This is a genomic window from Rhizobium sp. 862_C5_N1_2 (assembly GCF_051811205.1).
Lineage (GTDB): Bacteria > Pseudomonadota > Alphaproteobacteria > Rhizobiales > Rhizobiaceae > Rhizobium > Rhizobium leguminosarum.
In genome coordinates this window covers 264,824-290,877 of the sequence record NZ_JBPWPT010000003.1, presented here as the reverse complement: position 1 = coordinate 290,877, position 26,054 = coordinate 264,824, and the positions used below count along the sequence as shown (strand labels likewise).

At 62.2% G+C, this 26,054-nt stretch carries 28 protein-coding genes and 2 pseudogenes; 12 read left to right on the top strand and 18 right to left on the bottom strand.

Annotated elements, in window-relative coordinates; all coding sequences use genetic code 11:
- Genes ACD590_RS31325 through ACD590_RS31315 form a run of 3 tightly spaced genes read right to left on the bottom strand, consistent with a single transcriptional unit; the run spans position 1 to position 3,134 of the window.
- Positions 1 to 1,173 carry an acetate/propionate family kinase gene (locus ACD590_RS31325; protein WP_018246475.1) on the bottom strand — a complete coding sequence of 391 codons (1,173 nt, stop codon included), beginning with the start codon at positions 1,171 to 1,173 and terminating at the stop codon, positions 1 to 3.
- A complete protein-coding gene (locus ACD590_RS31320; protein WP_018246474.1) occupies positions 1,166 to 1,519 on the bottom strand; it encodes a hypothetical protein in 354 nt (117 codons plus the stop codon). The genes ACD590_RS31325 and ACD590_RS31320 overlap by 8 nt, the downstream gene beginning before the upstream one ends.
- On the bottom strand, positions 1,500 to 3,134 hold the full coding sequence (locus ACD590_RS31315) for an MBL fold metallo-hydrolase (protein WP_130653937.1): 1,635 nt from the start codon (positions 3,132 to 3,134) through the stop codon (positions 1,500 to 1,502). The genes ACD590_RS31320 and ACD590_RS31315 overlap by 20 nt, the downstream gene beginning before the upstream one ends.
- A 214-nt stretch (positions 3,135 to 3,348) precedes the next feature.
- Between ACD590_RS31315 and ACD590_RS31310 the strand changes: the two genes are divergently transcribed.
- On the top strand, positions 3,349 to 3,996 hold the full coding sequence (locus tag ACD590_RS31310) for a BON domain-containing protein (protein WP_018246472.1): 648 nt from the start codon (positions 3,349 to 3,351) through the stop codon (positions 3,994 to 3,996).
- Between the two features lie 81 nt (positions 3,997 to 4,077).
- Here ACD590_RS31310 and ACD590_RS31305 read toward each other — a convergent pair whose 3' ends face one another.
- Entirely contained in the window at positions 4,078 to 4,587 is a 510-nt protein-coding gene (locus ACD590_RS31305; RefSeq protein WP_026188771.1) for an Hsp20/alpha crystallin family protein, read from the bottom strand.
- A 206-nt stretch (positions 4,588 to 4,793) separates the two neighbouring features.
- Here ACD590_RS31305 and ACD590_RS31300 point away from each other — a divergent pair, with 206 nt between their 5' ends.
- Positions 4,794 to 5,237, top strand: coding sequence for a hypothetical protein (locus ACD590_RS31300; RefSeq protein ID WP_018246470.1), 444 nt, complete (start codon positions 4,794 to 4,796; stop codon positions 5,235 to 5,237).
- On the opposite strand, the gene ACD590_RS31295 is transcribed toward ACD590_RS31300, so the two are convergent.
- Entirely contained in the window at positions 5,200 to 5,943 is a 744-nt protein-coding gene (locus ACD590_RS31295; protein WP_018246469.1) for a response regulator, read from the bottom strand. The genes ACD590_RS31300 and ACD590_RS31295 overlap by 38 nt on opposite strands.
- Before the next feature lie 173 nt (positions 5,944 to 6,116).
- On the opposite strand from ACD590_RS31295, the gene ACD590_RS31290 reads away from it, so the two are divergent.
- Together ACD590_RS31290 and ACD590_RS31285 are read left to right on the top strand one after the other, a co-directional pair.
- The gene (locus tag ACD590_RS31290) at positions 6,117 to 6,800 is read left to right on the top strand and encodes a helix-turn-helix domain-containing protein (protein ID WP_245268291.1); all 684 of its coding nucleotides are present in this window, start codon (positions 6,117 to 6,119) and stop codon (positions 6,798 to 6,800) included.
- The gene (locus tag ACD590_RS31285; protein ID WP_439004148.1) at positions 6,778 to 8,697 is read left to right on the top strand and encodes a PAS domain S-box protein; all 1,920 of its coding nucleotides are present in this window, start codon (positions 6,778 to 6,780) and stop codon (positions 8,695 to 8,697) included. Before ACD590_RS31290 ends, ACD590_RS31285 begins: the two co-directional genes overlap by 23 nt.
- A 328-nt stretch (positions 8,698 to 9,025) precedes the next feature.
- Here ACD590_RS31285 and ACD590_RS31280 read toward each other — a convergent pair whose 3' ends face one another.
- The 3 genes from ACD590_RS31280 to ACD590_RS31270 all read right to left on the bottom strand — a co-directional run bounded on the left by ACD590_RS31280 (position 9,026) and on the right by ACD590_RS31270 (position 12,245).
- On the bottom strand, positions 9,026 to 9,673 hold the full coding sequence (locus ACD590_RS31280; protein ID WP_026188770.1) for a BON domain-containing protein: 648 nt from the start codon (positions 9,671 to 9,673) through the stop codon (positions 9,026 to 9,028).
- A 124-nt stretch (positions 9,674 to 9,797) separates the two neighbouring features.
- Positions 9,798 to 11,153, bottom strand: coding sequence for a trypsin-like peptidase domain-containing protein (locus tag ACD590_RS31275; protein WP_018246465.1), 1,356 nt, complete (start codon positions 11,151 to 11,153; stop codon positions 9,798 to 9,800).
- Between the two features lie 108 nt (positions 11,154 to 11,261).
- Entirely contained in the window at positions 11,262 to 12,245 is a 984-nt protein-coding gene (locus ACD590_RS31270) for a zinc-dependent alcohol dehydrogenase family protein (protein WP_026188769.1), read from the bottom strand.
- 164 nt (positions 12,246 to 12,409) lie between these two features.
- Between ACD590_RS31270 and ACD590_RS31265 the strand changes: the two genes are divergently transcribed.
- Together ACD590_RS31265 and ACD590_RS31260 are read left to right on the top strand one after the other, a co-directional pair.
- On the top strand, positions 12,410 to 12,709 hold the full coding sequence (locus ACD590_RS31265) for a hypothetical protein (protein ID WP_018246463.1): 300 nt from the start codon (positions 12,410 to 12,412) through the stop codon (positions 12,707 to 12,709).
- 1 nt (position 12,710) lies between these two features.
- A complete protein-coding gene (locus ACD590_RS31260) occupies positions 12,711 to 13,121 on the top strand; it encodes a universal stress protein (protein ID WP_018246462.1) in 411 nt (136 codons plus the stop codon).
- Between the two features lie 10 nt (positions 13,122 to 13,131).
- Here ACD590_RS31260 and ACD590_RS31255 read toward each other — a convergent pair whose 3' ends face one another.
- Positions 13,132 to 13,503, bottom strand: a complete 372-nt coding sequence (locus ACD590_RS31255) for a hypothetical protein (protein ID WP_018246461.1) — start codon at positions 13,501 to 13,503, stop codon at positions 13,132 to 13,134.
- Between the two features lie 46 nt (positions 13,504 to 13,549).
- A complete protein-coding gene (locus tag ACD590_RS31250; protein WP_026188768.1) occupies positions 13,550 to 14,008 on the bottom strand; it encodes a pyridoxamine 5'-phosphate oxidase family protein in 459 nt (152 codons plus the stop codon).
- A 129-nt stretch (positions 14,009 to 14,137) separates the two neighbouring features.
- Between ACD590_RS31250 and ACD590_RS31245 the strand changes: the two genes are divergently transcribed.
- Positions 14,138 to 14,959: a universal stress protein gene (locus ACD590_RS31245; RefSeq protein WP_130653938.1), complete on the top strand. Its 822-nt coding sequence runs from the start codon at positions 14,138 to 14,140 to the stop codon at positions 14,957 to 14,959.
- Here ACD590_RS31245 and ACD590_RS31240 read toward each other — a convergent pair.
- The gene (locus tag ACD590_RS31240) at positions 14,956 to 16,818 is read right to left on the bottom strand and encodes a heavy metal translocating P-type ATPase (RefSeq protein ID WP_439004147.1); all 1,863 of its coding nucleotides are present in this window, start codon (positions 16,816 to 16,818) and stop codon (positions 14,956 to 14,958) included. The genes ACD590_RS31245 and ACD590_RS31240 overlap by 4 nt on opposite strands.
- Positions 16,819 to 16,846: 28 nt before the next feature.
- A complete protein-coding gene (locus ACD590_RS31235) occupies positions 16,847 to 17,170 on the bottom strand; it encodes a TraR/DksA family transcriptional regulator (protein WP_018246458.1) in 324 nt (107 codons plus the stop codon).
- Between the two features lie 225 nt (positions 17,171 to 17,395).
- Here ACD590_RS31235 and ACD590_RS31230 point away from each other — a divergent pair, with 225 nt between their 5' ends.
- Positions 17,396 to 20,074: a cation-translocating P-type ATPase gene (locus ACD590_RS31230; RefSeq protein ID WP_130653939.1), complete on the top strand. Its 2,679-nt coding sequence runs from the start codon at positions 17,396 to 17,398 to the stop codon at positions 20,072 to 20,074.
- Positions 20,075 to 20,140: 66 nt separating this feature from the next.
- A complete protein-coding gene (locus ACD590_RS31225; RefSeq protein ID WP_018246456.1) occupies positions 20,141 to 20,974 on the top strand; it encodes a universal stress protein in 834 nt (277 codons plus the stop codon).
- Positions 20,975 to 21,192: 218 nt separating this feature from the next.
- On the opposite strand, the gene ACD590_RS31220 is transcribed toward ACD590_RS31225, so the two are convergent.
- From ACD590_RS31220 to blh, 5 genes are read right to left on the bottom strand one after another with little or no spacing between them, the layout of a single operon-like run.
- Positions 21,193 to 21,990, bottom strand: a complete 798-nt coding sequence (locus ACD590_RS31220) for a sulfite exporter TauE/SafE family protein (RefSeq protein ID WP_130653941.1) — start codon at positions 21,988 to 21,990, stop codon at positions 21,193 to 21,195.
- Complete coding sequence (locus ACD590_RS31215; RefSeq protein ID WP_018246454.1) at positions 21,972 to 22,403, bottom strand: YeeE/YedE family protein; 432 nt, start codon at positions 22,401 to 22,403, stop codon at positions 21,972 to 21,974. The genes ACD590_RS31220 and ACD590_RS31215 overlap by 19 nt, the downstream gene beginning before the upstream one ends.
- Entirely contained in the window at positions 22,400 to 22,810 is a 411-nt protein-coding gene (locus tag ACD590_RS31210; RefSeq protein WP_018246453.1) for a YeeE/YedE family protein, read from the bottom strand. The genes ACD590_RS31215 and ACD590_RS31210 overlap by 4 nt, the downstream gene beginning before the upstream one ends.
- The gene (bigR, locus tag ACD590_RS31205) at positions 22,807 to 23,154 is read right to left on the bottom strand and encodes a sulfite-sensing transcriptional repressor BigR (protein ID WP_018246452.1); all 348 of its coding nucleotides are present in this window, start codon (positions 23,152 to 23,154) and stop codon (positions 22,807 to 22,809) included. The genes ACD590_RS31210 and bigR overlap by 4 nt, the downstream gene beginning before the upstream one ends.
- A complete protein-coding gene (blh, locus tag ACD590_RS31200) occupies positions 23,145 to 24,443 on the bottom strand; it encodes a bifunctional sulfur transferase/dioxygenase Blh (RefSeq protein ID WP_018246451.1) in 1,299 nt (432 codons plus the stop codon). Before blh ends, bigR begins: the two co-directional genes overlap by 10 nt.
- Positions 24,444 to 24,562: 119 nt before the next feature.
- On the opposite strand from blh, the gene ACD590_RS31195 reads away from it, so the two are divergent.
- From ACD590_RS31195 to ACD590_RS31185, 3 genes and pseudogenes are all read left to right on the top strand, one after another.
- Positions 24,563 to 24,721, top strand: a complete 159-nt coding sequence (locus ACD590_RS31195) for a hypothetical protein (protein WP_018246450.1) — start codon at positions 24,563 to 24,565, stop codon at positions 24,719 to 24,721.
- Positions 24,722 to 24,907: 186 nt separating this feature from the next.
- Positions 24,908 to 24,994: pseudogene (locus ACD590_RS31190) on the top strand (sugar-binding domain-containing protein); the annotation flags it as partial.
- Positions 24,995 to 25,155: 161 nt separating this feature from the next.
- Positions 25,156 to 25,662, top strand: coding sequence for a hypothetical protein (locus tag ACD590_RS31185; RefSeq protein ID WP_018246449.1), 507 nt, complete (start codon positions 25,156 to 25,158; stop codon positions 25,660 to 25,662).
- Here the strand turns inward: ACD590_RS31185 and ACD590_RS31180 are convergent.
- Positions 25,616 to 25,955: pseudogene (locus ACD590_RS31180) on the bottom strand (LysR family transcriptional regulator); the annotation flags it as partial. The gene ACD590_RS31185 and the pseudogene ACD590_RS31180 overlap by 47 nt on opposite strands.
- Positions 25,956 to 26,054 lie beyond the last annotated feature (99 nt).

Sequence of the window (26,054 nt, the reverse complement as noted above, 5' to 3'; positions counted from 1 at the left end):
TTAAAGCCTGTGGCGGCTGATGACTTCGATTGCTTCTTCGGCGATCACCTGTTCCTCGTCGGCCGGAATGACGAAGGCGACGATTTCGCTTTCCCTCGCGCTGATCACGGTCGCGTTCATCTTGTTCGCGAGCTCGCTCAACGAGAGACCCAGCCAGCCCAGATGGTGGGCGACGCCACTGCGTATTTCCGGTTGATGCTCGCCGACGCCGGCGGTGAAGACGACGGCGTCCACCCCGCGTAGAGAGACGGCAAGCCTTCCTATCTCGCCGGCGATCCTGAAGCAGAAGAGGTCGAGGGCTTCCCTGGACGCCGGATGGAAGTCCTCCAGCAGGACCCGGACGTCACCGCTTTTCCCGGAGACGCCGAGTAGCCCGCAACGGTGGTAGAGGAAATCCTCGAGGCTGTCTGCGTCGTGGAAATTGTTGCGCAGAAGGTGGACGACAGCGCCGGGATCGAGCGACCCCGGCCGGGTCGACATCGGAACTCCGCCCAGCGGGGAGAAGCCCATGCTGGTGTCTATGCTCACGCCGTCGACCATTCCGCAAAGGCTCGCGCCGCTTCCAAGATGCGCGCAGATGATACGGCCGGCGGCCAGGTCTGGATCGTGTTTCCTGAGCTCGCCGGAGACGTACTTATAGGAAAGTCCGTGGAAGCCGTATCTGCGGATCCCGGCGTCGTGCAGCTCTCTGGGAATGGCGAGCCGCGCGGCAAGACTGCTCTGCGACGAATGGAATGCGGTATCGAACGACGCAGTCTGCGGTATGTCCGGATATGCACTCCGGACGGCGCGAACGATCGCAAGCGCCGGAGGGAGGTGCACCGGCGCGAGATGCGTCAGGTGTTCCATTCTGAGGACGACGTCTGGCTCCAGAAGAACGGGGCCATCGAAGACCTGTCCGCCGTGGACGATGCGATGGCCGGCCACCACGGGGTCGAATCCTCTGCGGACAATGCAATCGACGACCTGCAATACCAGCCGCGCGTCGATCTCTGTACTGGATGGAAGATCGACAGCCTCGTCCCCGTCAGAAAATCGGAAGGTGAACCTTGGCTGGTCCCCGAGCGTGGCAATACCGCCTCCCAGCCGGAGTGCCCGACCGTCCTTCAGCCTGAAGACGCCGACCTTGAGGCTGGAGGACCCGGCGTTGAAAGTGACGGCAACCCTATCCATGGCCCGAAGCCCTGGAGCGTGCCGTCCCAGCAGACTTCGCAGCCACCTTCGTTGCAGCCTGCCTGGCTGCCTCCTTGCTTGCCTCTTCGAAGAACTCGCATGCGTACTCGAGGACGGACGTCTCGTCTTCCGACGACAGACCGAACGGCGCGCACTGCTCCTTCATGGCCCGCAAGACCTTCTTCTTTAACGCAGCGACCGCAAAGGCATTCTTCGAAGCGAGAACCTCCCTCAGGCAGGTTATAGCGACGACCTCCAGGACGGTAAGCTTGCCTTGCACCTCACCCTGGGTCGGTATCGCGAAGCGTTCTCCGCCGCGCTTGCAGTCACGATCCATGATTAACATTGCCGTCTCTCCTCCCTTCGGCCGCCGAAACATCGTCCGGGTCCAGTGCGCGTCGAAGCCTGCGCAGCACGACCGCACGGCCCTTCTCGTCGGCGACGGATTTCAGACGATCGGACAGGTCCAGAACGAACCGCTGATAGTCGTTGTTCCAGTCGGGCTTGCCGGGCACGACCGGCTTGATACGTGCGGGCGTCGTGTCTTCGATGAGGCGTGCACCCGCCGGTGAAAGCTCGTAGGCGTCGTCCAGCGACGGGCAGACGACCTTTGCGGAAACTTGCTTCGAAAGACGCGCGGACATCGCTTCACGAGCGCTCTCCTCTCCATGGACAAGGAAGACTGCGTTCCGGATCGGTTCCCGCTCGGCAACCCACGCATCCAGTTCGCTTGCATCCGCGTGTCCGCTGTAGGCGTCGAGCGTGGCCATCCTGGCGCAGACGTGAATCTCCTCGCCCTGGATGCGGATATCGGTCGCGCCCTCCTGCAGGATACGGCCAAGCGTCCCCGCCGCCTGGAACCCGACGAACAGCACTGTGCACTCCGGCCGCCAGAGCCAGTTCTTCAGGCGGTGGCGGATCCGTCCCGCCTCGCACATTCCGCTTGCCGCGATGATGACGTGAAAGCCACGGACGAGATCGAGCGCCTTCGACTGCTCGGCCGTCTCGGTGAAGCGGACGTTCGGCGCGTTGAGCGCGCGAAGGAACGCCTTGCCGTGACCGAGGTCGGCCGCATGCTTCTTGAATGCCTCGGTCGCACGCGATGCGAGCGGCGAGTCTATCATGATCGGGCACCGGGGCACCTGTCCTTCGTCCATGAGGGCGACGAGATCGGTCAGCACTTCCTGCGTTCTCTCGACGGCGAAGGAAGGAATCAGAAGAACCCCGCCGGGGCTGTTCGAGCTCGCCACCACTTCGCGCAGCCGGTCCCGTCGATCCTTCAGAGCGTACTCTTCCCTTTCGCGGTCTCCGTATGTGCTTTCGCAGATGAGGTAATCGACCCCGGAAGGCGCCCGAGGGAGATTTTCGAACAGTTTGTTGCTCGCGCCGACGTCGCCGGAGAACAAAATTCTCGTCGCCCCGTCTGCGCCGGGCGTCTCGACTTCGATCGATGCGGAACCCATCAGATGTCCTGCATTCCAGTAACGGAACCTTACGCCGCCAACGGTCTCCCGCCACTCGCCGTACTCGACCGCGATGAACTGCGGCAGCATGCTGCGGGCGTCGTCGGCGGTATAGATGGGCTCCACCGTCTCTCGCGCCCTTCTGCTGTTCCTTCGATTAAGCTGCCGGACCTCCGACTCCTGGATGTGACCCGAATCCTGCAGCATGATCGTGCAAAGGTCGATCGTTGCTGCCGATGCAAAGATTGGCCCACCGTATCCCGCCTTCGCGAGCTTCGGAAGCAGGCCCGAGTGGTCGATGTGCGCATGTGTGAGCAGCACTGCGTCGACTTTTGCTGGATCGAATGGGAGCAGCTTGTAGTTCAGCTCCTTTTCCGATTTGGATCCTTGAAACATCCCGCAATCAACGAGAATGCGCGCCCCGGCCGTCTCCAGCAGGAAGCACGATCCGGTCACCGACCCCGCGGCGCCGTGGAAGTGAAGGATCGGATTGGCCATGACAACTCCTATGTGTTGTCAGGCACTTTAAGGCACCCCGGACGATCGCACGTTGACGAAGGTCAAAGACGTGTTCGCGGCTCGCCTGACGGGCAATTTTGGGGAAATGCAGGCCGTCGCCAGGTTCAATTGACCAAGCGCAACGCCAGAAATTTTGGACGGCGCATCATACCTCGCGAGGCCAACGGGCTTCGGACCCCAACAGGAGGTAGAAATGACGGACTTAGGAATCCAACAGGACATACTCGACGAGCTGGCGTTCGAACCCAGCATCGACGCCGCGCATATCGGCGTCTCGGTGGAAGATGGCATTGCGATCCTCTCCGGTCACGTGTCGACCTATACCGAAAAGCTGACAGCGGAAGACGTTGCAGCGCGGGTGAAGGGCGTCCGGGCGGTGGCTGTGGAGATCGAGGTGCGGTGCGTAGGTCACAAGCAGCATGCGGACGACCAGATTGCATCGCGGGCGATCGACATCATCGCCTGGAACACGGCGCTTCCGGAGGGACCGGTTCATGTAAAGGTCGAGAGGGGCTGGGTGACGTTGTCGGGCGAAGTGCGCTGGCAGTTCCAGAGGGCTGCCGCCGAACGTGCAGTCAGGAAGCTCGGCGGCGTGGTCGGCGTCCTCAATCTGCTGACGATACGGCCGTGCCCATCGGTGCCGGACGTCCGCCGTCGGATCGAGGACGCGCTGAAGCGGAGTGCCGAAGTCGACGCCGGCGGCATTTCGGTGAAGGTTCAGGACGACAAGGTCGTTCTCGAAGGCGGCGTGCGCGCCTGGCACGAGCGCGGCGTCGCCGAACGGACGGCCTGGTCTGTTCCAGGCGTTGCCACCGTCGAGAACCACATCCGCATCAACTGAAAAAGAGGGAGGGGTCGCCGCCCCCTCCCTCTCTCCGCGCCCACCGTACGCCACCCCCTCGGCGTAGCGGAGGGTTGACCGTCAGGCCGCCTTGACCGTGATCTTCTTGTCGTTCTTCTGCCGCTCGGGCGTCTTAGGCAGCGTTACCTTGAGAACGCCGTTGGAGAACTTCGCCTCGATCTTCTCGCTGTCCACGCCGCGCGGCAATTCCAGGCTTCGGTGGAATGATCCGTAGCGCCGTTCGGAAAGGTAATAGTCGTTTTCCTTTTCCTCCTTGGCCTCGTTCTTCTCGCCCTTGATGGTGAGAACCCCGTCGGCGAGCGTGACGTCAAGATCCTTGGCGTCCACGCCTGGAAGCTCGGCCGACAGCTCGAAGGCTTTGTCGGATTCAACGAGATCGACGGCGAGCATGCCGCGCGAGAACGCAGCCGGCATCCTGCTGAAGGCCCGGTCGAAGATCGACGGGCTCCCGAAGTCGCTGAACACGCGGTCGATCTCGGACCGCAGGCTGTCGAGGGGCCACCAGCGGTCGACTGGCGCCGCCGGCCTTGCTTCTGTCTTTACGGAAAGTTTCGTTGCAGAATCTGCCATTGTCATTCTCCTTCTCTCAAGAATGCCGTCGTTCGCAGGCGGCGATGCGCAGATAGAACAGTCCATTGCATCCTCAGTCTTTGATCACCGTCAAATCACCCTGGCTTTTGTCATTCGAGTTTCCTCGGACTGAGGATTGACCTGGGACAAGGCCCCAACTGTCGGACCATGCGAACATTTCCTCTCAATCGAGGAGGAAAGCCGCCATGACATCGGGATATTGCGTCCGCCTGCTCCACTTGGACGATGCGCTGATCGCCTACAGCCTGATTCAGGTGGCGGCTCCGTGCTTTTCTGCCGACGATTGGGCGCAAGTGGTGGCGAACGCCGATCGGTGGACGCTCGTCTCGTTAAAGGATCCGGCAGGCTATGTGCGTGGGCTGGCCGCCTACCGGATCGGCGCGCATCCGATCGCCGGACGATTGATGGACGTTCCGATCTTCGCGGTGGCGAGCGTCATTGACGACATGACCATCACGGACCTCCTGTTCACCTCGCTTCGAAGGCGATCGGCGGGATGCGACTACATGCGGTTCTGGGCGCAGTTTCCAGGTGATTTCTCAGAGATGGAAAGCGAAGACCGATTTCGTCGGTGGGATCATGGCCTGATGTTCAGGATCGACCGGAAGCCGTCTCCGGCCTTGCTGTGAAGAGATATCCGACGCCACGAACAGACTTGATCAGGCTAGGATTGGCCGCATCCGTCTCTATCTTGCGCCGCAGCCTGACGATCAGTGCGTCGATGGTGCGGTCGAAGCCGTCGCGGCCGCGCTTGTGCGTCAAGTCCATCAGCATGTCACGCGTCATGACACGCCCTGCATGGGTGGCGAATACATGCAGCATGTCGAACTCCCCCGTAGACATCGCCACTTCGTCCCCGGCCGGGTTCGTCACCGCTCTCCGTTCCACGTCAAGCCGCCATCCAGCGAAAAAGAGCACGCCTGCTTCCGGGGGTGCGGCTTCGTTGGAAACTGTGCGTCTCCGCAGGACCGTCCTCACGCGGGCGAGCACCTCCCGGAGATGGAATGGCTTGCCAATGTAGTCGTCCGCGCCGACCTCCAGACCGACGACGCGGTCCATGACATCGTCGCGGCCGGACAGCATGATAATGGGAACGTCCGACCCTGAACGGATTTCCCTTGCGAGCTGGAGCCCGTCGCAGTCTCCCGGCATGACGAGGTCAAGCAGAACGGCGTCGAATTTCGCCCCGGCCATTCTGGCGCGCATCTGCGAGCTGCTGCCTGCCACGTCGACGTCGAATCCCTCCTCGCCGAGATATTGCGCGAGCATTCTTTGGATCCGGACATCGTCGTCCACGACAAGTATGCGGGTCCGTCTGACAATTCCGCTCGTCATTCCAGCATTCTTCGCTTGTTACGGATTGTTACACAATCGCACCAAGTCTTACGCTTCTCGCATTCCGGTGTCATCAGCGTTCGGTCAAATCCAGGCCACGCAACGGCAGATGGAGCCACGACATGCAAGCGGTATCAAACATCCATTCACTCGAACGGCCACTGTCGCATGGAATGATCGACTTCGCCCCGCTGTTCATGCACCAGACCGTCGAGACTGCCCAGTCGGGAACCACGATCTTCTTTGAGGGCGACGCCGCCCGGCACGTGTTTCGCATCGTGCGCGGGAACGTCCGCATATGCCGGTTCCTTCCCGACGGCCGCCGCCTCATCATTGGTTTTCTTGGTGCAGGCGACCTGGTCGGACTATCATTTCGCAACCGCTACATGTTTGCAGGCGAGGCTATCGATGAGGTGGCCTTCACCCGGATGAACAAGCGGACGCTGGAAGAGGAACTGCAACTCGTGCCTGATTTCCGGCTTCAGCTCCTGTCGCAACTTCGCGACGAAATCTCCGCAGCGCAGGACCACATGCTCCTGCTGTCGCACAAGAACGCCGAGCAACGCGTCTGCACTTTCCTGCTGCATCGGCTGGAACGGAGCGAGGGACGGGACGGCCGGACGATCAGTCTGCCAATGGTCCGCGCCGATATCGCCGACCATCTCGGCATGACGATCGAGACCGTGTCGAGGACGCTTACCAAGCTGGTCGCCAAAGGCATACTATTGCCTGCGGACAAGCATCAGTTCAAGGTTGCGAGCCGGTTGGCACTGGCCCGCACCGCCGACGAAGACCCGGACGACGTGTTCGAGGACGTAGACGCAGGAGCACGCTATGCTGGAACACGCTATCAGTGAGACAGACCTGGACCGGATCGTGCGCATGTTCGACGGCTCCAATCTGATCGTCCACGGCTTCGATGGCGTCATCCAGCGCTGGACCTCGGGCTGCGAGCAGCTCTACGGGTGGTCCGCGTCGGAGGCCGTGGGAAAGGTGGTTCACGATCTCCTGGACACGCGATTTCCGGCGGACGTGGAGGAGCTTCGGACCGAAGTGCGTAACAACGGGTCCTGGACCGGACAGGTGGGGCACCGGCGAAAGGATGGTGCCAGACTCGCGATCGTGACGCGGTGGACCGTTCTCGAGCTTGGGGATCCGGACACGCTCATCGTCCAGTCCAACAACGACGTGACCCTCATGCAGCAGGTCGAGGACGAGCTGCGGGAGCGGCAGGCACACCTCCAGTCCATCCTAGCTACGGTCCCCGACGCAATGATCGTGATAGACGACAAGGGTTGCATCGCCTCGTTCAGCACTGCGGCGGAGCAACTCTTCGGCTACTCCGCGCACGAGGCCATCGGGCAGAACGTTTCCATGCTGATGCCGTCTCCGGACAGGGAGGCTCACGACGGATATCTGGATTCGTACATTCGGACCGGACGCCGCCGGATTATCGGCTACGGGCGCGTGGTCGTCGGCCTGAGGAAGAACGGGACCACCTTTCCGATGGAGCTCTCGGTCGGCGAGGCGGTCGCCGGCGGAAGGCGGACGTTCACGGGCTTCGTCAGGGATCTGACGAGCCGCCACCGCATTGAAGCCGAGCTGCGGCAGTCGCAGAAGATGGAGGCGGTCGGACAGTTGACGGGAGGACTCGCCCACGACTTCAACAATCTGCTCGCCGTCATCAGCGGCAATCTCGAAATGCTGGAGGCCCGTCTTGCCGAACCGGGGCAGTTGTCCCTGTTGCGGGAGGCGCAGTCAGCGGCCGACGACGGCGCCAGACTGACCTCCCAGCTTCTGGCATTCGGAAGGCGGCAGGCCCTCGCACCAAAAGAGCTGGACGTCAGCGCCCTGCTTGGAGAGTTTTCAGACCTCGTCCAGCGAACGCTGGGCGACTCCGTCGAACTCCGGACGATCATTCCTGGGCGGCGGATGAGCGCAATGGCAGACAAGGCGCAACTCCAGAGCGCGCTTCTCAACCTTTCGATCAACGCCAGAGACGCGATGCCTGCCGGCGGCCGTCTGACGATCGAGATATCAGGCGTCGAGATCGACTCCGACTACGCCGGGATGTATCCGGCGATCCGCCCCGGCAGATACGTCCTCATTTCGGTCACCGACACAGGCACCGGAATGACATCCGAGGTGATGGAGAGGGCTTTCGAGCCGTTCTTCACCACGAAACCGACCGGCTCGGGAACGGGGCTTGGACTCAGCATGGTCTACGGTTTCGCAAAGCAATCCGCAGGGCACTTGCAGCTCTACAGCGAACTTGGCGAGGGGACGACGGTTCGCCTGTTTCTTCCACGCGCCGACACCGGAAAGGATTCCCATCCGGACGAGCAGCAAGCCAAGGACGCCCCCTCTCTTGGCACCGAGACCATCCTGGTCGTCGAAGACGACGCGAGAGTTCGCAGAGTGACGGTCGGCCGTCTGCTGACGCTCGGCTACTCCGTCATCGAAGCTACGAACGGGATCGACGCGTTGAAGGAGCTGGAGGCGGGGCACGACGTAGCGCTCCTGTTCAGTGATGTGGCCATGCCTGGAATGAACGGCGACGAACTGGCCCGGAAGGTACGCGAGCGCTGGCCGAGGGTGAAAATTCTCCTCACGTCGGGCTTTTCGGAGCCTCATGCTGCGGAGAAGGAGATCCAAGCGGGCGCCGGCTGGCTAAAGAAGCCGTACACGGCCTCGGAGATGTCGACCAGCCTCAGGCTGCTGCTCGACGCGAGGCATGGTTGCGATCCTGCGTGACTGCGGGTTCCAACTCATAGCTCCCATTCGCGCTGTCGCTATTGGTGACGGAACATCGAGGTCGATATCCGCGGCAGATTCAGTCAACGTTCCCGAAAGATCGGTCTTCCAAGGACAACAAGCTCCTGACGCTCGCAACGGAGGTTCTGCATTGGCAGGCAAAAGGTTCGTTTCGAAGACGAGATCGACGCGGAAGTCGGGGCAAGGCCCAAGAGGTGCTCCCATCTTCGAGCTCGGAAATTGATGGCGTATGCGAGGGCGCTCGCACTGGTGCCCTCGCTGCTGAATGGGCTGCGCGGCTTAACGTCCAGCCGCTCCCAATATTCGATCACCCGACCGTCAGCCGGTCGTCGAGAGTGCTGATCCCCGGAGCAGACCATGCAGCGCGCTCCGCTGCCTGCCGTTCTGACCAGGTCTTCACCTTGCCGGATAGGGTGACCTTCCTGCCTTGGACGTCGATTCTGATTGCATCGGCCTCCAGAGCGGCGTCGCGTTGGAAAGCATCCTCGATGCGTTTCTTGACGTCCACGGCTGTAATGCGCGGCTTCAGCTCCACGAGATTGGATACCCCTACAACGCCGGCGAGATCGCGCACGGCGTCGTAGGCTGCGTTCTTTTGATATTGCCACTCGACCTCGCCCCGCAGGGTGACCCAACCCTTGAGGACCCGCACCTGCACGGAATCCTTTGGCACGGAGACGTTCCAGTCGAGCATCTTAACAGCCCGCCGGGCGATGTCGTCGTCGTCCGTTTCCTTGGGTCCGAAGATACGCACTTCAATTTCGGCAGCAATTCCGCGCACGCCCTTGACGCGACTGGCCACCCGCTCGGCGGCTTCCTTCTCCGCGTAGGTACGCACGTGACCGGTCAGGGTTACAATCCCGCTGTGAACCGCGACGCCGATGCCAGCCGCGTCGATGCTGGGCTCGAATTCCATTTCGTCGAGAATACTCTGTCTGAGATGAATGTCGTTCATGACAACCTCCTTCAGGTTTGCGACGTGCCGATGGTGCCAGCGCCGCAGAATTTCGTCGTTGATCTTCATCAACCACGAGAGCGACCTTGCGATCTCATCGGACCGAACACCGTGTGCGAGATCGCTACTGGGTCTGGACGTCGGCGGCCACGAAGAGGCGGTGGCCGTTCCTCACGACCGTGACGAGCGCGCGGGCATGCTCCTTCAAGAGTATTGCGAGCAGTTGCCCGACGTCGGTCACCGGCTGCTGGTCGAGAGCGACGATAACGTCGTCTGGCTGCAGGCCGGCCTGTGCCGCGACCGAACCCTCGGCGACGACGACGACGCGCGCGCCGAGACCGTCGGGGGAGTTCGCCATCTCGACGTCGGCGAGAGGGCCACGGGAGATATGGATGGTACGAGGAGCGGCCGGTTCGGCGACCGGTGCGGCGGATACCTCAGGAAAGGCCTCTATCCTTCGGCTGGCGCGATCGATCTGGAAGGACGGCTTGGACTCCAATGGTAGCGATCCCACAAGCCTGCGGACGTCGGACGCGCCGCGCACCGTCCTTCCGTCGACCATTCGGACGACGTCGCCCGGCTGAATTCCTGCATTCGCAGCCGGCGAACCGGGTCGGACTTCGCTGACGAGCGCCCCCGGCCCTTCATCGACGCCGAACGCTTTTGCAAGACCGGGCGTCAGGTCCTGCGTGACCAGTCCCACCTCGCCGCGTACCAGCTTGCCGGTCAGGATGAGCTGCCGCATCACGATACCGACAGTCTCGGCGGGCACTGCAAAACCAATGCCGATGCTTCCGCCGGCCGGCCCGATGATCGCGCTGTTGATCCCGACGACGACGCCGTCCTCGTTTACAAGTGCGCCGCCCGAGTTGCCGGGATTTGTCGAAGCGTCCGTCTGAATGAATCCTTCGTACCCCTCCGATCCCACGGCGCGGCGTCCAAGCGCGCTGACGATGCCCATAGTGGCGGTCTGGCCCAGGCCGAAGGGATTTCCGATCGCCACGACCACGTCGCCGACATGGAGCGAGGACGCGCTTCCAAAATCGGCCTGAACAAGATGATCGGGTGGAATTTGAACGACGGCGACATCCGTCTCGGGATCGGCGCCGACGAGTTTCGCTTTGAAGCGTCGGCCATCGGAGAGCGCCACCTCGATTTTCGAGGCGCTTGCGATGACATGCTGGTTGGTGACGATGTAGCCGTGGACCTCGTCGATGACGACACCCGAGCCGGCCGATTGGAAGCCGTGCTCTGCCGGCGCGGCGTCGTCAGGTAGTCCGAAGAATTTTCTGTAGAAGGGATCGGCGAGCGTCGCATCCGCGTCGTCGAGTTCCCTGCCCTGCACCGAGATGCTGACGACGCTCGGCACGACACGCTGGAGCATCGGCGCGAGCGACAGGCTGTTTGCAACGGCTGGAGCCGACAACAGGCTCTCACCTGCGATGAAGAGCGCCCCCAGGGCTAGCAACGAACGCGACATCTCTGATCTCCTCGCGGAAGCGCCGCCGGTTGTCGACGGACGTCTTGACGAAGAAGCTTCCGTTTTGCCCGATCGATCCGCATTGATCCTCGTCAACGAGGATGGCGGCTATGGCACGATGATGGCTGCGCCGTTGATGCGGCCTGCCCGCAGGTCGTCGAGAGCCTCGTTTGCATGTTCAAGCGCGTAGACGATGGTGACGCATCTGACCTCGGCCGCCTTCGCGATCGAGAAGAATTCCGCCCCGTCGCCCCGCGTCAGGTTCGCCACCGAGACGACCCGCCGCTCGCCCCAGAGCAGACGGTAGGGCATGCTCGGGATGTCTGACATGTGGATGCCGCCGCAGACCACCGTTCCGCCCTTCCGCACTACGTCGAGCGCCATCGGCACGAGCTCGCCGGCCGGCGCGAAGATGATGGCGGCGTCGAGCGGCACCGGCGGCCTCTCACCGGAGAACCCGGCCCAGACGGCGCCAAGATCAAGCGCGAACTTCCGCCCAGCCTCGTCTCCAGGACGCACGAACGCATAGACGCTCTGGCCCCGATGCTTGCACACCTGCACGAGGATGTGGGCGGCCGCGCCGAACCCGTAGATGCCGATCGTCCTCCCCTCGCCCGCCATCTTCAAGGATCGCCACCCGATGAGGCCAGCGCAGAGAAGAGGCGCGGTCGCCACCGGGTCCGTATCATCAGGCAGTTCGAACGCGTAGCCCGCCTCGACGACCGCATGCGTCGCGAAGCCGCCGTCGATCGAGTAGCCGGTGAAGCCGGGGGCGTCGCAAAGATTCTCGCGACCCTCTCGGCAATATGGGCAGTGGCCGCAGGTGTGGCCCAGCCAGGGTACCCCGCCTTTTCGACCGATAAGACGACGAGGAACGCCCTCGCCCGTTGCGATCACGGTTCCCACAATCTCATGACCCGGAACGAGGGGAAGCTTTGGCTGGGAGAGGTCTCCGTCGCAGACGTGAAGGTCCGTCCGGCAGACGCCGCAGGCCCCCACCTTGACGACGACGTGGCCGGGCGACGCTGGCGGGTCCGGCCGCTCCACGAGACGGAGCGGCCGCCCCACCTGTTCGAGTACCATCGCCCTCACGCTTCCCTCCACCGGCATGTGCCACGCTCTAATCGTATCACCACCTTCCCGACCTTGGCTTGATCCCGGTCAAACATCCGGATTGATGCTCGTCAAAGACGGAACGCCTTGGAGCAGATAGCCTTCTGGACACAGCGCCACGACCTCATCCAAAGGAGACGGACATGCGCGAACAAGAAAAGACCCGCAAGGCAGCAACCGACATAGCCACGACCATTCCTCCAGTCGAGCGAACGTCCGCAGACCTTGTTCTCGAACGTCGGGACGAGGATCGCTGGGAGGTGACGGCGGCAACGCCGCGAGGCCAGGCGTGGGCGAGAGACCATTTCTGCTGCGCGCTCCGGCAATCCTTCACTGGCACCATGTGTCTCGACATCATGAGCGCCGATCGGCTTCTCAAGGAAGCGCATGGCGATGGACTGACCACCGAGTTCGTCAGCCTGTCTGGAAAGGACATATACTGACATGTTCGCCACAGTCGTCTGCGCGATCGGCCGAGGATCCCGGCAACGCATGCTCCAGCTCGTCGAAACGGCCCGCGCGCAGCTCGCGCCCAACGGAAGCCTCCACCTCGTTCACGCTCTGGAGGGTCTGCCCTCGTCGGCCTCTCCGGACGATTGGGCGGTCGAGGTGATGGCCGCCGCCGAGACCAGACTTTCGGAAGCTTTGCGGTCGACCGGCACTCCTGCTTCGATACACGTTCGCGCGGGCAACCCGTCTCAGGTCATCGTCGCCATCGCGAAGGAGATCGCCGCCGATCTCGTCTTGATCGCCTCTCACCGGGACGACGTGGTCGACCGGGTCTTCGGCTCAGTCGTAGAGCACGTCGTGCAGCGCGCACCATGCTCCGTGCTCGTCTTGCGAACGACCCGGTGAGCCGCGCGCTTCAAACAACCGTCTTCGCTTCAGCCTCCCGGACCTGACCGGCGGCGGCGTCTCGATACAGTTCGGCGGCGTGCGACAACGTTCGTGACCCGGCCTCGCACAGCCGCGCCACCTCCCTGGGATACTCCTCCAGCTCGCTCTCAACGTAGTCCGAAAGGGCCTCGACCGCATCACCGTTGTCGATGCTGCAGACAAGTCGAGCCAGGAATTCACAGTATCGTAGCCCTCGTCGCGCGGCGGACGCCGTCAAATCCGTGGTGACCCTGGCCGACGCGGCGCAGATCTCACCTTGAATCAGGAACCCCGTGCTAACAATGGGCGGGAGGTCGGCGTTGAGCGTGGCGCTGCGATGCAGGCTGGGGGGATATGGCATGTGGTGCTCCGTTTGTGGGATGTGGAATCAGCGCGAGGATCGCCTTTCATTCCGTCCTGACTGCGCTTCGACCCGACACGGCCGTTACGACGATCCCGTAGAAGACGTGAGGAGAGCCGTCGAGCATGGGGAGCTCGTGGGGCTTCATGGAGCCGATCTCCCACCAGTCCGAATACTTTTGGAGAAGCGACCATGCATGGAGCCTTTCGCTTCGTCGCGCGTCGCTGTCAGGAAACTCCTCGAACCTGCCTTCGACGACGACGCTCGTCCACCCGCCGGCGCTCGAACGCTGCTCGACGTGAAGGCAGACCTTGTCGTTTCCCCGCATCCAGTCGAGCTTCTTGCCGGGCATGGTGAAGCTATAGGCAACCCCGCTGGAAAAGGCGAAATAGATCGCCGCCACGTAAGGCTGCCCATCCTTGCAGCAGGCGAGATGACCGAAGCGCTCGTTCTCAAGGATCCGGTAGCACTCACCGGGGTTGATCTCCCTCAGCTTGATCGTCATGGCCGTGTCCTCCAGCTTTAATGAAGGCACGATCATAGGAGCTTCGTTGCGCCGCGGCCTTGACAAAGCGCAATGCGAACTCTCTCCGCGGCAGGCATCATGACGGCTGTTTAACCTCAGGAGGCCAGCATGAAGCCGCAGTTCCATCTCCCGTTATCGACCTATCCCGACCCCAGTTCCTTCACCATAGTCGACAATGCTATCGACCTCGCTCGGCAGAACGACGCCGATCTCGTCGCCAGCATCCCGCAAGTCCGGATCCCCCAGGTCCATCAGCCCTTTCCCACTTTTATCGATGTCGACACATGGCGGGAACAAGCAGAGGGGAATAGCCGGCACAGCGGGACTTCGTTGCGGGAACATCTCACTCACGCTGCTTCGGAGACTGGCGTCGAAGTGCGAATCCATGGATTCGAGGCCACGGAGCCGTTCGTCTACGAACGTTTTTCCGAAATCGCCAGGTGTCACGACCTCTCCATCGTCGAGGCCTCGGAACTGTCCCGCCAGTTTTCCGAGACGCTGCTGTTCGGGAGCGGCCGTCCCATCGTACTGTTTCCCGCCACCAGCGTCTGCTCTCGCGTGGACACGATCGCCGTTGCCTGGGACGGCAGCGCCACCGCAGCACGTGCCCTATCCTGCGCCCGCTTTTTCATCGAACGCGCGACCAAGGTGCAGGTCATCTCGATCACCGACGACAAGGAGATCGACGAGGCCAACCGCTTGCTCCTGATCTCCTCGTTGACGCACTCGGGATTCGAAGTGGAAGGCGTATCGATTCAGGCAGGTGGAGAGACCGCGACCGCTGCCATCCAATCGGCCGCGCTGGAACGAAAAGCGGACCTCCTGGTCGCGGGCGGATTTGGCCATTCCCGGCTTCGTGAATTCATCCTCGGCGGCGTCACTCGGGAACTGCTCGTCAAGGCCGAGCTACCAGTGCTTCTCGCCCATTAGAGGGCGCGAAGGGCGTTGAGGATGACCGCCACGTCGATGGCCTCCTGAATCAACGCGCCGCCAACCGGCGGAAGGTATCCCGCTCCCGCAAACCCCATCGCGATGAGCGAGAGACCTATACCCGTATAGATGCTCTGAAGCGCGATTTTGCGTGAACGACGCGCGATGCCGATCGCCTTCGCTATCTGCGTGAGGTCGTCCCGGACGAGCACGATATCCGCAGCCTCCGCAGCCGCCGCAAGGTTTTCGACGCCCACCGCGATTCCGACTTCGGCTGCCGCCAGCGCTGGCGCGTCGTTCACTCCGTCGCCGACCATCAGAACTCTCCCGTGGACGCGCTCCTTCTCGATGACTGCGACTTTGTCTGCAGGATCGAGCCTCGCCGCGACGTCGTCCAAGCCCAGAGAGCGAGCTATGGCTGTCGCGATAGGCAGCTCGTCCCCGGAAGCGAGGACTATTCGAGAAATCCCTGATGCCCTGAGCTGGTTGACGAGCTGGACGGCGTCTTTGCGAAGCCGGTCTTCGAGCGTGATCGTGCCAGCCGACGCGCCGTCAAAGAGCACCTTCACACGCATTGCGCTGCTTGAACCGTTCGGCCCGGACGGCGGAGCCTCTCCGAAATAGGTGTCTCCTCCGACGTCGACATGCACGCCATCGACGATTCCGGAGATCCCGGATCCCGCAGTCTCGGTCACCCCCGACGGGCGGGTCAACACCAATCCACGCCTATGCGCCTCGTCCACCAGCGCGCGTCCGACCACATGGCCGGACGCCTGGTCCAGCGAGGCGGCCAGCCGCAGGATTCTGTCTGGATGCTCCGGGCCGTCTATCGCGCCGACTTCGGGCTGTCCTGCGGTGAGCGTCCCCGTCTTGTCGAACACTACTACGGTGGCTTGGGCGAGGGCCTCAAGAGGTCCCGCTCCCTTCACCAGAACGCCCTCCTTGGCGGCTTTTGAAGTGCCGGCTGCAAGTGCGACGGGTACGGCCAAGATCAACGGACATGGCGTGGCGACGACCAGGACGGCCACGATCCGTGACATGTCTCCGGACAAGATTGCCGATAGTCCTGCGACCGCGATCGTAGCGAACAGGAACCAGACCGAGAACCGGTCGGCCAGGCGCATCAGCTTCGCCTTGGATCGCTTCGACGCTTCCACGAGTCTGACTATTCCTGCATAGGTGCTGTCCTCGGCACGGCTTAGAACACGGATTTCAACCGCGTCGCCCTCGTTCGTAGCGCCACTCGAAATGCTTCCACCCTTGGCGATGCGCACCGGGAAAGGCTCTCCGGTTAAAACCGCCTGGTCGATCGTTGCGAATTCGCCGACGAGCGCCCCGTCGGCCGGTACGACGTCTCCCTTGCGTATCAGGAGCACGTCGCCGACTGCGACCGTCTCGATCGGAATTTCTTCGAAGCCACTCCCGGCAAGCCGCAGGGCGGTCCGCGGAACTTGCGCCAGCAAAGCCGACATCCCCTCGTCGGCGCGACGATGTGCGTATGCCTCCAGAAACTGACCGCCGGAATACATGAGGCCGACGATCGCTCCGGCGAGATATTCGCCGAACCATAAGGAGGACCCCATGGCCAGGGCCGCGATCAGGTCCAGACCGTATTCCTCTTTCCGCAGCTTCTTGGCGATTTCAACGCAAAGAGACAGCAGACTCAGGCTGGTGCAGCCAACCAGGATTAACCGATATCCAAGGCCGTAACCCGCGAGATAGAAGGCGAATGCGGCCGCAAGCGCAAGCAGCGACGAGAGCACCAGAAGGCCAGACCGGGAGCCGGCTTCCCTCAGTCGCGACAGCCCGCCCTCAGGCCACGTCCACCTACCAGCCCACCAAGCCGCCGCTGTAGCCACCCCTCACCCTCCCATCAATCCAGAAGCCTCAGCGGAACGATTTTGCGCAATCGATGCAGAACGGCGTATAGGGAACCGCCGCGAGCCGCTCCTTGCCGATCGGATGGCGGCATTTGACGCATCGCCCGTATGTGCCGTCGTTCAGCCGGTCGATCGCCGCGTCGATGGCCCCGATCTGGTCGCGCCCCTCGGCTTGCATCTCGCGAAGAACCTCATCGTTTTCAACCTGGGTCGCGCGCTCCTCGCTGTCCTTCTCTAGCGCGACGCAGAGATCCGCATCGATCGCTCCGAGACGACGGACAAGGTCATCCTTCATCGTCTGCAAGACGGTCTGTACTGAGCTTCTAATCATTTTAGTGCCTTCCAATCTTGCCTGATCAATGCGGGTCCACACGCGGCACCGTCGGGAACCGATCCCAGCGCAGCGCGTGGCCGCATAAAGCTGCGGTCCATAAATCGGCTCCAGCATATCTCAGTTCGATCGAAGCTCCTTGATCCCGGTCAATGCATCGTGCGCGGGAGCACATAGGCTGTCGGGGGAGCCTTCAATGAAATCGTCGCGACAAGCCCGGAGCCCATGATGAATCTGACGGCGCAGACACCCGCCCCCACGACGCCTGCGGTGATCGGACTGACAAGCATCGAGGCCGAGGAACGCCTCGCCGAGCTTGGACCCAACACGCTGCCCGAGCCTGAGCCCCCATCGCCGCTGAAGGTCTTCCTCAGCCAATTTCGCAACCCAATCATCTACATCCTCTTGCTAGCATCGGCGCTCTCGTTTGCGACCGGCAGGATCGAAGACGGCCTGTTCATTCTCGTCGTGCTTCTGATCAATGCCTCCATAGGCACCTACCAGGAATATTCGGCGGATCGAGCGGCGGCCGCCCTTCGAAAGCTTGAGCAGCCGTTGGCCAGGGTCATCCGGGACGGGGTGGCTTGCCGGATCGAGGCCAAGCGGCTGGTCGTGGGCGATCTCGTTCTTCTGGAATCCGGTGACAGAATCCCTGCCGATCTGACGCTTGTCGATGCGAGCGACCTCCGGTGCGACGAGTCGCTTCTGACCGGCGAGTCGATGCCGGTCTCCAAAGGGCGGACAGTCGAAGGCTCGTCGGATGAAACTCGCAGCGCCCTGCTACTGCTTGCGGGTTCCCTGGTGACGCGCGGGCGAGCCAAAGGCGTTGTGACCGCTACGGGTAGCGAGACGATGCTTGGCGGCATCGCCGTCGAGCTGGGAAAAGCCGGTTCGTCGCAGCCCCCGCTCGTCGCCCTCCTGGCGAAGTTCACGAACGCGCTCGCGGTTTTCGTAGGATTGGCAGCGTTGGTGCTGGTCGTCGCGGGCTTCATGCGGGGCCTCCCTCTGCACGATCTGATCATGATGTCCGTAGGTCTGGCGGTGAGCGCTGTTCCCGAAGGGCTCCCGATCGCGATCTCTGTCGCGCTTGCCGTCAGCATGCGGCGGATGGCCGCCCGCAACGTCATCGTCCGAAGCATGCCGGCTGTTGAGGCCCTCGGTTCGACCACGATAATCGCCACGGATAAGACGGGTACCTTGACCAGCAACGTGCAGACGGTGACCGAAATTCGCCTGCCGGACGGCACGGACATCGCCCTGGACGCCCATGCAGATCTCGACAAGTGCGAGATCAGGGCGAGCGGCCTGGACAGCGACCTTGTCCGCGAGAGGGCGCGCAGGCTGCTACGCGCTGCACTGCTCGCAAACGAAGGAACCCTAGCTCGCCGCGACGATCTCTGGGTCGCCGCCGGAGACACGGTCGACGTGGCGCTTCTTGCAGCAGGACGGAAGGCCGGGCTGGGACAGGAAGAGTTGAACGACCGATACCCGCTGGCGGCAAGGATCGCCTACGAGCCCGAGCACAAATACGCTGCATCCTTCCACCACGGCAGTGATCGGATTCATGTCTTCGTCAAGGGGGCGTCGGAGGTGCTCATAGAAATGTCTGATCGCATGGACTCCGCGGGAAACGTAGTCGAAATCGACCGTGCGTCGCTTTTGGCGCAGAAGGAAGAGATGGCCGCTCGAGGCCTCAGGGTGCTCGCGTTCGCCGAAGGGGAAATCGGCGCGTCCCTCGCCGGAAGCCTCGGACACGGTCACCTTGTCGATCTCGTGTTCTTGGGGCTGGCCGGACTGCAGGACCCGGTCCGGCCTGAAGTGCCGAACGCTATGAAAGACTGCCACGCGGCGGGCGTGGAGGTCGTGATGGTGACCGGGGACGACCCGCGGACCGCTGCCGCGATTGCCAGAGATGCCGGCCTGACCTTTCACGCGGGCCAGGTCGTTTCGGGCCACGACATCGATGAAGCCGCTCGAGCGGGCGACCAGCGGCTGGACGAGATCACGAGAGAGGCCCGCATCTACGCCCGCGTGCAGCCAGCGCAGAAATCGGCGATCGTCGCATCCCTGATCCGCAATGGCCATATCGTCGCCGTCACCGGAGACGGTGTAAACGACGGTCCGGCGTTGAAGAAGGCGCATGTCGGCGTCGCAATGGGGCTCAGGGGAACCGAGGTGGCGAAGGAAAGCGCCGATCTCGTCGTCACGGACGACAACTTCGCATCCATCGTCGCGGGGATCGCAGAAGGCCGGGCCGCCTATCGCAACATCCGCAAGGTGGTGCTGATGTCGGTCGCAACAGGCGCCGCCGAGGTCCTGCTCTTCATGCTCGCGCTACCATTCGGCCTGCCCATGCCGCTCCTCGCTGTTCAGCTCTTGTGGCTCAATCTCGTGACAAACGGCATCCAGGACGTCGCGCTTGCCGGCGGCAGGCCGGAAGGAGACGAACTGGCGGGGCCGCCACGTTCTCCGCTCGAGCCTGTCCTCGACCGGACGATGATCCGGCGCGTCGTCCAATCGACGGTTGTGATCGGCGGAGCAGCGTTCCTTGCCTTCCAGTGGATGATTGCGCATGGATATGGCGTTCCCGAAGCACGCAACATAACGCTTCTGATCTTCGTGATGTTCGAGAACGTCCAGACCCTGGCATGCTCCTCCGAAAGACGATCGATATTCTCCGTCGATATCCTTCGGAACCGGTTCCTGCTCCTCAGCGTGCTCGCCGCTCAGACGATCCACATCTCGGCGATGTACGTGCCGTGGCTTAGCAGAACGCTCGGCCTTTCGCCGATCACGCCTCTTGAATGGGGCCTCAGCATGCTGATCGCTAGCTCCCTCGTTCTCGTGACCGAGGTCGACAAGTTGGTCTCCCGGCGACGCCGCGATCGTTCATCCAATGCTTGACGAAGATCAAAGACGTCGCCGCAAGTGCCGTTATCCTCTCGATATTCAACAAGAGAGGTGATCGAAATGTCCATTCGCACGGTAATGAGCATCCTGACTTCCAAATATTTCGACGAGGACCTGAAGGCCGCCGTGGAGTTTTGCGGAGCCTCCGGAGCGCATCTCAGCGCGGTCGTGATCTGCATGGGCGCGTCGCCGATGATGGGAGAATACAACTCCCTGTCGACCGTCTGGCTGGAAGAACGCCAGCGCGAAATCGAGGAACTCGTCAAGAAAGCCGAAGAGATCAAGGCGTATCTCTCGCGCACCGAACTGTCCTACGATGTGCAGGACGTCTATACGGAATATGCTTTTGCGCGGGAGGACATTGCAGAACGGGCGCTCTATGCCGACGTCGTTCTCGTCGGCCGCCAAGCGTGCAAGGACGAGGAACTCCAGAAGCGGGTCATGGATGGCGCTCTGTTCCATACGCCGACGCCGGTCATCATCAACCGCGGACGGCGGCCGCTCTCTTCCACTTCCAAATCGATCGTACTGGCATGGGATTCGAGCGACGAGGCGTCGCGTGCCGCAAGGCAGGCCCTCGACCTGTTGAAGACGGCCGACTGCGTCTACGTGACGATGGTCGATCCAGTCTCGCGAGAACGGGTGAATGGAGAAGAACCAGGCGCCGACATCGCGAGCTTCCTGTCCCGTCACGGGGTCAATGTTCAGGTCGATCGCGTGGCCAGCGGCGGAAACACGGCCGACGAGGTCCTGAGGCAGCATGCGATGGACCTGAACGCTGATCTTATCGTCATGGGAGCATACAATCACCCTCGCTGGCAGCAGACGCTCTTCGGAGGCGTGACGCGCAACATGATCGAGCAAAGCAGCATGCCAATATTCATGGCGCATTGAGGAAGGACACGGCCGCTTTGCACGCGCGCCGTGCCGGAGTGGCGGCATGTCGCTTTCAGACACGATGGGTACGACCATCACCATCAGCGACGCCGCCGCTGGTCTCTACAAGATGGTCAACGTGTTGGTGTTGCAACGGTCGCTCGCTCTTCATACGCAAGGGTCACTTCTGGCCGGAAGTCGCGGCTCGCCTGCTGTCGAGGCCTTCGCTTGGCGCCTTAGCCCGGCACCACCGTCCCCCAGTTCCGATACAAAATGTATGCAGCAACCACGAAGATGAGCGCTGCGAACAGGCGGTTGAGGATGTTCTTGTAGGCGCTGAGCCGGCTGGCGAGCAGCATGCCGAGTACGCCGCCGACGATGCCGCCGCCGATGAATTCGGCGGCAAGCCACCATTCCACCAGGCCCGAACCGGCATAGTTCAAGGCCGTCGCCAGTCCGAACGTACCAACGGAGAGGAGAGATGTGCCGATCGCGTTGATCATCGGCATGCCCGTCGCCAGCATGAGGCCGGGAACGATCAGGAAGCCCCCGCCGATGCCGAAGAAACCCGATGTAACGCCGGCGGCGAGTGCGACGGTCGCGGTGGCAAGGCACATCTTAAGATCGACGGGCCGGCATTCTATCGATACTGGCTTCCTGGGCTTCAGCATCAGGACGCCGACGACGAGCATGAGGATGCCGAACAGGAAAATCAGGCGATCTCCGTCCATCGCTTTTCCGAGACTGGAGCCGCCGAGGGCGCCAACGACGCCGAGTGCAGAGAAGACGGCCGCGCAGCGCCACCAGACGTGGCCCTTGATCGCGTGGCTGGCAAAGTTTGCGAACGCATTCACCGAAACAGCGAGCGCACCCGTTCCGATCGCGATATGCGGCTGCGTCACCCCCACCACATAGAGCAGAAGGGGCGTTGCCAGGATGGACCCGCCGCCGCCGAGCAGGCCGAGCATGAAGCCGACGATTCCGCCGGAGCCAACTGCCGCCAAAATGGAGGTGTTCACGTCCGTCTGCTCCATACTCTGTCATACAAGGTCATCCCGATCAGCATGGCGACGACGAACAAGAACGTCTGCGGAAGGCCGACCGATAGGGATGCGACTGCCGGACCGGGACAGAAGCCACCGATCCCCCAGCCCAGGCCGAACAAGGCCGAACCAACGACCAGCGGAGCATCGATCCGACGGTTCGTCGGCACGTGGAAGCTGTCGTCGAAGGCGGGACGCTTCATCCGTTTCATCACCTGCACGCCGATAAAGGCGACGACGACGGCGCCGCCGAGAACGAAGGCAAGGCTCGGATCCCAGGCGCCGAACACGTCGAGGAAGCCTTGGACACGGACCGGGTTCAGCATGCCGGACAGCGACAGGCCGAAGCCGAAGACGATACCCGAGGCGAGAGCGGCCACGAATTGGTGGATGTTCCGGTTCATAGTCCGAGACCTCGCAGAATTGCGACGGCGATGACGCCGGCCGTCAGGAACGTGGCGACCGCCACCATCGACCGCGGCGACAGGCGGGCAAGCCCAAGCACGCCGTGGCCGCTGGTGCAGCCCGATCCCATGCGCGAGCCGAAGCCGACAAGCAGTCCGGCCACGATGAGCAGCGGCCAGCCGGTGGTGATCTGCACGACCGGCCAGCCGCCGAACATGAGCAGATAGGCGAGCGGCCCGAGCAACAGCCCGAGCGCAAAGGCGAGATTGGTCGTCAAGCCGATCCCTCGCGCGAGACGCCCGACGATCCCGCTGATCCCGGCAATCCGGCCGTTAAGGAGCAGAAGCATGACGGTCGACACTCCGATCAGCATGCCCCCGACCAATGAGGGGAGATACGCGTTCACTTGTCATCCTTTACGCAGAAAATGTCATAGAGGGCGGCGACCAGTTGCGCGGCCTTCTCTTCCGTCAGGCGGTAGAAGATTTGTTTCCCCTCCCGCCGGGTTTCGACGATCCCGGAGCCACGCAGTACCGTCAGGTGCTGCGACAGATGCGGCTGGTGGAGGTCGAGCTTCTCTTCAAGCTCGCCGACCGAATACTCGCCTTCCACCAGGGTACAGACGATCATCAGGCGCGCCGGATGGGACAGCGTCTTCAGCAGGTTCGCTACCTCTCCGGCCCGGCTGGCCATCTCGGCGGGGGAAAGCCCCGCCCTCATAATCGCCTTTAGATCGGTGGTCATTCCCATGCTGCTCCCTGTAATGCATCGAGCGGAAACTTGAGGTAGCGCCTGCCGTTGGCCTCCGGCTCCGGCAGACGTCCGCCGCGGATGTTCGCCTGCAGGGCATGAAGGATGAGCTTCGGCATCGGCAGCGTCTTGTCACGCCTCGTCCTGAGCGCCACGAATTCCTCTTCCGTCACGCCGGAAAGATGCGGGTTGGACTTCATCTGCTCCGCCACCGTGCTTTCCCATCGAGGCGCCCGACCGTCCGGCTGGTAGTCATGGCCCGTGAATAGCCGCGTCTCGTCCGGGAGCGCGAGGATCTCCTGTATCGACTTCCACAGGACGCGGGCGTCACCGCCGGGGAAATCGGCGCGTGCCGTACCGCTGTCGGGCATGAAGAGCGTGTCGTGCACGAAGGCCGCGTCGCCGATCACATAGGTGATGGAGGCGAGCGTATGTCCCGGAGAGAAAAGCACTTTGGCTTTGATCGAGCCGACCTCGAAGGTCTCGCCATGGGCAAACAGCCGGTCCCATTGGGAGCCGTCGGTGGCAAGCTCAGGCCAGTTGTAGATGCCCTTCCACAGCTTTTGGACGTCCACGACGCGCTCGCCGATCGCCGTTTGTGCGCCGGTCTTCTCTTGCAGATAATGGGCGGCGGAGAAGTGGTCGGCGTGCGGGTGGGTGTCGAGGATCCACTCGACCGTCAGCCCGTTGTCGTGGACGTAGTCGAGGATCGCGTCGGCATTGATGGTCGCCGTCGCACCGGCCCTCTCATCGAAGTCTAGCACCGGGTCAATGATGGCGCACTTGCGGGTCGCGGGATCGGACACCACGTACTGGACGCTCCAGGTTCGTTTATCGAAGAAGCCCTCCACCTGTGGACGGCGCGCGGCCTTCTTCTCAAGCCAGCTTGCCGCGGCGCTGGTGTCGAAGCCGCGGCTGCGTCCGAACTCGACGACCTCGTCGGCAGACAAGTGGCCGTCAAGAACCTCTCCGATGAGGTAGAGGTTCAGCGACCGAGCACCGGTCTTGCAGTGGGCGAACGCAGGCCCTTCGGATTCGTCGACCGCGCGTTGAAACGCACGTATGTCCGCCTCAGTGATCGTGCCGGCCGTGACCGGGATGAACGCATAGGTCAGGCCGCGGTGCTTCGCTTCCTGACTTTCCGCTTGCGTGCCCGGCTGTGAGGGATCCTCGTCGTCCGGTCGGTTGTTGATGAGGGTCTTGAATCCTTTGTCGCGGAGCGACTGGATGTCCTCAATACTCGGCTGCGGCGAGACGGAAAGCTTCTCGGATATCGTTGTAATGCGCATGACTGGCTCCGGGTGAAATTTCATTATATATTCTCATATAATATATAACGACGTTTCATCAAGGCCAGGCGCGGAACTTTGTGCTTGCCCTGTGGTTGCCGCGAAGAGGAGGACGCACCATGGCCACGACAGCAAACCGGGTCAGCGCCCAGACATCAAACGAGATCAACCGACGCCTGCGCTGGCAGATGGAGGATCGGCTCGCCTACTACGAGGCTCATTCCGACCAGATCGAATCCAGGCTGGCGGAACTGGACCGGGAGTGGGACATCGAATGAACGCTCGAGGCGAACGCCTCGACATTGGTATTCACGGGAACTGTTCTGGCGGCCAGGTGGATCGACGGTGGCTGGCCCTGCCGGCCATCGTGACGGGCTTCCTATTCCAACACTCCGTCCAAGTGTGTCGGGCTCCATCCGAAGGGCCTGGTCTTTATCGACTGTCGTCGTCGCCGCTATCGGAAGGACAAGGTTCCTGCGATCCGAGCCGCGCTGCGCGGCGGATACGTGAACATCCTCGTGACGGATAAGATCACCGCGGAGATGCTGTTGGACGAGGCGTGAGGCTTAAGTGAATCTCGGCGGAATAAATGGTCTTGGACCCTAGGTGATCTTCGTACCCACAAGCTCGATGGCGTTCAGGTCCACGCCGGCGCATTTTACAGACTCGAACGTTTCCTAGCTCGAACCCAGCCTCCCAAAAACGCTTGAGTATGGTTACCGAATCCTTGCCGAAACGGCGCCGAAATCTAGCCCTTCGGCCGCCGATTAAGAAGGAATTTGGCCGCGTCTTCCTTTGTCTTGTCGTCGTAGACCTTCAGCACATATATGCCGGTATCGTCATGAATCTCCTGCGGACCAATGGTTCTAGCCTGTTCCAAAAGCCGCAGAAGCAAAGCGAATACTTCTTACGCGCCGCAAAGGCAGTCGAAACACTGAAGGCGAAATTGCCGGACGGTGATCGCTTCAAAATTGCGACATGGCTTCAGAAGGAAGTGGGTTTCTCTGCCTCGGAGGCGAAGTCGTACGTTAATTTCGATGCGGAACTGTCCGCAAACGGCCGGCTTCTGCAGGGAAAACGGGTCTCTCCCGACGCAATCCGAGCACTGATAGCGAGCGATCCCAAGACCCGATCGGAGTGCCTGGTCCGCATAGGACGTGATGACCAGGTGTCAGGCGGGAAACGAGCCAGCACGCCGCGAAGGAAGGTTCCACGCTGATCGTCACCGCCGCCGTCGCCGGTCGGCTGCGGATTTCTTCCAGGCATTGGTCGATCCGGTCGAAGGATAACGTCAAGATCGCCAGCAGTTTGTTGCCCGAAGCGGTCAGATGGACGCCGCGATGGCGGCGCTCGAAGAGCGCCTCGCCCAGCAACGTCTCCAGACTCGCGGATCTGCCGGCTGACCGCCGCCTGCGAGATGAACAGCTCCTGCGCCGCCAGCGTGAAGCTTTCGAGACGGCCGGCGACCTCGAATGTGCGCAAAGCCGTCAATGGCAGGCGTCCGCGTTTCATCCATAACCTCAAGTCATTCGAGATCGACGATAAGCTCGTTTGAAGGCGCCAGGCAAGAGGCGGCATATGATCGCAAAGGAGCGATATCGATGCGTAAGC

Coding starts and splice junctions, on each gene's coding strand:
- ACD590_RS31315 (WP_130653937.1), bottom strand. CDS start 3,134: ATGGCCAATCCGATCCTTCACTTCCACGGCGCCGCGGGGTCGGTGACC.
- ACD590_RS31245 (WP_130653938.1), top strand. CDS start 14,138: ATGAAGCCGCAGTTCCATCTCCCGTTATCGACCTATCCCGACCCCAGT.
- ACD590_RS31305 (WP_026188771.1), bottom strand. CDS start 4,587: ATGGCAGATTCTGCAACGAAACTTTCCGTAAAGACAGAAGCAAGGCCG.
- ACD590_RS31265 (WP_018246463.1), top strand. CDS start 12,410: ATGCGCGAACAAGAAAAGACCCGCAAGGCAGCAACCGACATAGCCACG.
- ACD590_RS31250 (WP_026188768.1), bottom strand. CDS start 14,008: ATGACGATCAAGCTGAGGGAGATCAACCCCGGTGAGTGCTACCGGATC.
- ACD590_RS31255 (WP_018246461.1), bottom strand. CDS start 13,503: ATGCCATATCCCCCCAGCCTGCATCGCAGCGCCACGCTCAACGCCGAC.
- ACD590_RS31195 (WP_018246450.1), top strand. CDS start 24,563: ATGGCCACGACAGCAAACCGGGTCAGCGCCCAGACATCAAACGAGATC.
- ACD590_RS31225 (WP_018246456.1), top strand. CDS start 20,141: ATGTCCATTCGCACGGTAATGAGCATCCTGACTTCCAAATATTTCGAC.
- ACD590_RS31285 (WP_439004148.1), top strand. CDS start 6,778: ATGCTGGAACACGCTATCAGTGAGACAGACCTGGACCGGATCGTGCGC.
- ACD590_RS31215 (WP_018246454.1), bottom strand. CDS start 22,403: ATGAACCGGAACATCCACCAATTCGTGGCCGCTCTCGCCTCGGGTATC.
- ACD590_RS31275 (WP_018246465.1), bottom strand. CDS start 11,153: ATGTCGCGTTCGTTGCTAGCCCTGGGGGCGCTCTTCATCGCAGGTGAG.
- ACD590_RS31260 (WP_018246462.1), top strand. CDS start 12,711: ATGTTCGCCACAGTCGTCTGCGCGATCGGCCGAGGATCCCGGCAACGC.
- ACD590_RS31220 (WP_130653941.1), bottom strand. CDS start 21,990: ATGGAGCAGACGGACGTGAACACCTCCATTTTGGCGGCAGTTGGCTCC.
- ACD590_RS31185 (WP_018246449.1), top strand. CDS start 25,156: ATGGTTACCGAATCCTTGCCGAAACGGCGCCGAAATCTAGCCCTTCGG.
- ACD590_RS31310 (WP_018246472.1), top strand. CDS start 3,349: ATGACGGACTTAGGAATCCAACAGGACATACTCGACGAGCTGGCGTTC.
- ACD590_RS31280 (WP_026188770.1), bottom strand. CDS start 9,673: ATGAACGACATTCATCTCAGACAGAGTATTCTCGACGAAATGGAATTC.
- bigR (WP_018246452.1), bottom strand. CDS start 23,154: ATGGGAATGACCACCGATCTAAAGGCGATTATGAGGGCGGGGCTTTCC.
- ACD590_RS31325 (WP_018246475.1), bottom strand. CDS start 1,173: ATGGATAGGGTTGCCGTCACTTTCAACGCCGGGTCCTCCAGCCTCAAG.
- ACD590_RS31235 (WP_018246458.1), bottom strand. CDS start 17,170: ATGATTAGAAGCTCAGTACAGACCGTCTTGCAGACGATGAAGGATGAC.
- blh (WP_018246451.1), bottom strand. CDS start 24,443: ATGCGCATTACAACGATATCCGAGAAGCTTTCCGTCTCGCCGCAGCCG.
- ACD590_RS31230 (WP_130653939.1), top strand. CDS start 17,396: ATGATGAATCTGACGGCGCAGACACCCGCCCCCACGACGCCTGCGGTG.
- ACD590_RS31290 (WP_245268291.1), top strand. CDS start 6,117: ATGATCGACTTCGCCCCGCTGTTCATGCACCAGACCGTCGAGACTGCC.
- ACD590_RS31320 (WP_018246474.1), bottom strand. CDS start 1,519: ATGTTAATCATGGATCGTGACTGCAAGCGCGGCGGAGAACGCTTCGCG.
- ACD590_RS31295 (WP_018246469.1), bottom strand. CDS start 5,943: ATGACGAGCGGAATTGTCAGACGGACCCGCATACTTGTCGTGGACGAC.
- ACD590_RS31300 (WP_018246470.1), top strand. CDS start 4,794: ATGACATCGGGATATTGCGTCCGCCTGCTCCACTTGGACGATGCGCTG.